The sequence below is a fragment of the Streptomyces sp. NPDC059003 genome (assembly GCF_042740445.1).
Lineage (GTDB): Bacteria > Actinomycetota > Actinomycetes > Streptomycetales > Streptomycetaceae > Streptomyces.
Map to the genome: position 1 here is coordinate 28,192 of NZ_JBHYJH010000112.1, position 4,743 is coordinate 32,934.

At 74.5% G+C, this 4,743-nt stretch carries 2 protein-coding genes and 1 pseudogene; all 3 read right to left on the reverse strand.

Annotated elements, in window-relative coordinates; all coding sequences use genetic code 11:
* Nucleotides 1–1,629, reverse strand: a pseudogene (locus ACFWZ5_RS31040) (hypothetical protein); the annotation flags it as partial.
* The gene (locus ACFWZ5_RS31045; RefSeq protein ID WP_384806386.1) at nt 1,626–2,528 is read right to left on the reverse strand and encodes an FAD binding domain-containing protein; all 903 of its coding nucleotides are present in this window, start codon (nt 2,526–2,528) and stop codon (nt 1,626–1,628) included. The gene ACFWZ5_RS31045 and the pseudogene ACFWZ5_RS31040, both read right to left, overlap by 4 nt.
* A 296-nt stretch (nt 2,529–2,824) precedes the next feature.
* Nucleotides 2,825–4,450, reverse strand: coding sequence for a beta-N-acetylhexosaminidase (locus ACFWZ5_RS31050; protein ID WP_384806384.1), 1,626 nt, complete (start codon nt 4,448–4,450; stop codon nt 2,825–2,827).
* Between the last annotated feature and the right edge of the window lie 293 nt (nt 4,451–4,743).

Sequence of the window (4,743 nt, forward strand, 5' to 3'; positions counted from 1 at the left end):
GGGCGCGAACGCTCCCGCCGCGGCGGGGCCCGCGAAGGCGTCGGGGCCGACGGCCTCAGGCGCGAAATCCCCAGCCCCGGCAGCGCCGGGGGCAACGGCTCCCGTTCCGGCAGCGTCAGCCACGAAGGCGTCAGGGTCGGCGCCCTCGGGCGCGAAAGCATCCGTCCCAGCGGCCCCCGGCGCGAACGCTCCGGCCTCGGTGGCCTGAGGTGCGAGGCCCGTGGGCTCGGTGGCCTCGTACTCGAAAGCGTCAGGCTCGGCCGCCTCGGGCGTGAAGGCACCGGCCCCGGCGTTCCCGGGTGCGAAGGTGCTGGCACCCGGCGCCTCAGGCGTGCGGCCTCCGGCCCCCGTTGCGGAGGTGTCGGTCTCGCCCGCGCGCGGCGCGAAGGCCCCCGGCCCGGCGGCCTCGGACACGAACGCGTCAGGCGCGAGGGCTCCACCGACGGCAGCTTGGTTCGCGGAGCCGTCGGCCTCGCCCGCGCGCGGCGCGAAGGCATCCGCCCCTGCCGCCTCAGGCGCGAACGTGTTGGGCCCGCCCGCGCGCGGCGCGAACGCGTCCGCCCCCGCCGCCTCAGGCGCAACCGCTCCAGCCTCAGCAACTTGGGACGCGGGGCCCCCGACCCCCGTCACGAAGGCACCGGAATCGCCCGCCCGCGGCGCGAAAGCATCGACCCCGGCGGCGTCAGGCGCGAACGCGTTGGCCTCTGCCGCCTCGGGCGCAACGGCCCCGGCACCGGCCTCCATCGCGAAAGCACCGGAATCGCCCGCGCGCGGCGCAAAGGCATCCGCCCCGGCTCCCCCGGCACCCCCGGTCCCCGGCTCGGCCGCTTCGTCCCGCCGCTGCACCGGCGCGAGGGAACCGTCGGGGCGCTGGGCCACGACGAACAGCTTCGCCGTCCGTTCGAAGGGGGTCTCCTCGACCGACGGCTGCTCGACCGGGGGTTGCGCAGCCGGAGGCTGGGCCGCTGAGGGCTGGGCGGTCGGAGGCTGTGCGGCCGGGGGCTGCTCCATGGGGAGCGGCTCGGCGGCGGGCTGCGTCGGCCACGTCGTCGCCCACGGCGCGGGCGCGCCGCCCGGCAGCGTCGCGGGCGGCGTACCGCCCCAGTGCGCGGCCAGCGACGACGTCGTGAACTCGCCCGATTCGTCGGGAAGGTCGCCATCCGCGACAGGGATGGACCACTGGCCGGTCACGTCATGAGCGGCGGGCGCGGGAGCGGGCGCGTGCCCGCCTCCCGGCTCCGGAGTGATCGCATCCGGGAACGTCCACTGCCCGGTGGCCCGAGGGTCGTACCCGTCAGGGGCCCCCGGCCCGGCCTGCGCCGCGGGGTCCGGCCAGCTCACGGCCTGCGTCCCGTCGGTGACCGGCGCGATGCCGGTCACCTCGGGCGGCAGCACCCACACACCCGTGGCGGCCGGGTCCGTGGCGTCGGGCGCCGTCGGCGTCACCGTTATCTGCGGCGGGACGTAGCCGTGCCCGGGCGCGGCGAGCGGCGTGCTCACGGCGTCGGCCGCGCCCTCCGGGAGCTGGACGAACGCGGTGGCGTCGGCGTCGTACTCGCCCTGCGGGATCGGCTCCCAGCCGCCACTCGTCCCATTCCCATGGTTCCGATTGTTCCGACCGTCGGTCACGACAGCGCCCTCCCCAGTGCTCGTCGGGCCAGCGCGGCGACGGTGCGCCGCAGGTGCAGTACGGCGGGCGGCAGCGGCTGCGCGGTGCCGTCCTCGGCGGGCGGGTGATCGGGGATGCACGCCGCGGCGACGTACTCCCCGAAGGCGTTCAGGGCCTCCGGCACGAGGCCGCGCTCGCCGTCCCAGTCGATGAGTCCCGCCACCCACTGCTCCGCCTCCAGGGGGCGCAGCGGCATCGGCGCGATGGCGCCCACGGCACAGCGCACGCCCCGGCGCGCAGGGTCGAGAACCAGCGCGACGGACGCGGTGGCGCGGCCGGGCCCGGTGCGTCCCGTCGCCTTCAGGAAGACCTGGGGCGCGTGCAGGAGCGGTACGCGTACAAATCCGATGAGTTCGCCGGGGCGCAGCATCTCCATGCCGGCGAGCAGGTGCGAGACCGGGATCTCACGGCGGGCGCCGCCCGGGCCCGCGATGATCAACACGGCTTCGAGGGCGGCGAGTACGGGCAGCGAGTCGCCGGTGGGCGCGGCGGTGGCGATGTTGCCGCCGAGGGTGCCCGCGTTGCGGATCTGCGGGGGTCCGGCGGCGCGCGCGGCCGCGGCGAGCGCCGGGATGAGCGCCGCGAAGTCCGGTCGCCCCATACGGGCGTGGGTGAGTCCGGCGCCGAGCAGCGCGTGGCCGTCCTGGTACTGCCAGCCGCGGATCTCGCTGATCCGGCCGAGGCCGACGAGGGCGGCCGGGCGCAGCAGGCCCGCGTTGACCGACGACATCAGGTCCGTGCCGCCCGCGACGGGCACGGCGGCGGGCACGGCGGCGAGCGCCGCGACGGCCTCGTCGAGCGTGGCGGGCAGCGACACAGACTGCGCCCCCTGCGCCGCCCGCGGTGCGTGCGTGGTCAAACCGGCTGCCCCTTCCCGATGGCCCGGCCGCTTGCGTGCCGTTGTCACCGTTACGCCTGTTCCGCCGTACGGTACGTGCTCACAACCCGGACGTGGCAACTCTGGCACATCTTCACCGGGCCCCGGCGCGGGGGTCCGCTAGGAGACGTTCGTCCGCAGACCGGGGGGATATGCCGGTTTCGCACTCCCTCGGCGGTGAGCGGGAATTGCCACTCTTCGGTGAGCCTTGTACGGCTTTCTCCTGGCGGCCCACAGTCGCAGGGCGGGCCGCCGGGAGCACGCGTCAGGGGCGGACCTCACACGTTTGGGGGCGCCCCCTCGATCGGGCGTCCGAGCACTCCGGGACGTTTCTGCCAGGGCAGCGGGCCGCCCGGCGGGCGGTAGGCGACGCCCAGGGCGTCAAGTCGCGGATAGTGGGCGCCCATTCGCCGTTCGAAATCGGCGAAGTCGCGCTCGGCGGGCGCCGGGAGCGCGCGCCAGGCGACCTCCGCGAGCGCCGCGAGCCTCGGAAAGACCTGATAGTCCACGCGCCCGGGGTACTCCATCACCTCGGTCCACACGTTGGCCTGCGTCCCCAGCACGTGCTTCGCCTCGTCGGCGGAGAGGTCGGCGGGGATCGGCTCGAAGCGGTAGACGTCCTCCAGGGTGCGGACGAAGCCGATGGGCACGGGCTCGTCGGGGCCGCCGTGCTGACGGTGGTCCAGATAGACGTGCTGCTCGGGGCACATGACGACGTCGTGGCCCGCCTGGGCCGCCGCGATGCCGCCGGCGTAGCCGCGCCAGGACGACACGGCGGCGCCCTCCGCGAGCCCGCCCTCCAGGATCTCGTCCCAGCCGATGAGCCGACGCCCGCGCGCGGACAGCCACTTGTCGAAGTGCCGGATGAACCAGCTCTGCAGCTCGTCCTCGTTGCTGAGCCCGAGCTGCTCGATCCGCTCCTGTACGGCGGCCGAGTCCTTCCACTGCTCCTTGGGGCACTCGTCGCCGCCGACGTGGATGAAGGTCGAGGGGAACAGCTCGAGGAGTTCCTCGAAGACCCCTTCGTAGAAGCGGAGCGTGCCGTCGGTGGGCGCCAGGACGTTCGGCGTGACGCCCCAGGTGTCCCAGACGGAGAGGGCTTCCGTGTCGATGACGTCGGTGTTGCCGAGCTCGGGGTACGCGGCGATGGCGGCCTGCGAGTGGCCCGGGACGTCGATCTCCGGGACGACGGTGATGTGCAGCGAGTCGGCGTACGCGACGATCTCGCGGATGTCGTCCTGCGTGTAGTAGCCGCCGTGCGGCTTCTCGTCCCACAACTCGGAGGCCCGGTGGCCCCACTTGGTGCGGGGGCGCCAGGAGGCGACCTCCGTGAGCCGGGGGTAGCGCTTGATCTCCACGCGCCAGCCCTGGTCGTCGGTGAGGTGGAAGTGGAAGACGTTGAGCTTGTGGGCGGCGAGGAGGTCCAGGTAGCGCAGGACCCCTTCCTTCGGCATGAAGTGCCGGGCCACGTCGAGCATCATGCCGCGCCAGCCGAAGCGGGGGGCGTCCTCGATGACGCCCTGGGGCACGGTGTGCTCGCGGGTCGCGGCGACGGGGGCCCGGCGGAAGGCCTCCGGGCCGAGGAGCTGACGCAGGGTCTGGGCGCCCCAGAAGACGCCGGCCGCCGCGCCGCCGCGGATCTCGACTCCGTCGGGGGTGACGGTCAGGCGGTACGCCTCGGGGGTGAGGGTGTCGTCGATGCGCAGTGCGATGGTGCCCTGCGCGGTCTCCTCGCCGGGGGCGAGCGGGAGTTGGAAGGCGGCCCCCAGTGTGGCGCGCAGCCAGCGCTCCGTGGACTCGGTGCCCGGTCCTGCCCAGAGCGTGGTCGATCCGTCGACGGTGAAGCTGCCACCCTGCGATGCCTCGGCGCGTGCGGGCGCCGGGACCAATTGCTCAAAGGTCATGGGGAGGAGGCTGCCACGCGATTGCGGAGCGCGGAAGGGTCGTTGTGGCATATGCAACGGGGTACGGCTGTCCGTCGCGGGGCGCCCCAGTCCCGCCCCTTCCCGAACTAGGGGGCTGCACCCCCTAGCACCCCCGCCCCATCGACGCTCCGCGCCTCGCCCTCAAACGCCGGGCGGGCTGAAATCCCCCCTGGCGCCCCCGCCTTCATCGCCGCTTCGCGGCTTGCCCTCAAACGCCGGGCAGGCTGGATCATCGCCGCTTCGCGGCTCGTCCTCAAACGCCGGACGGGCTG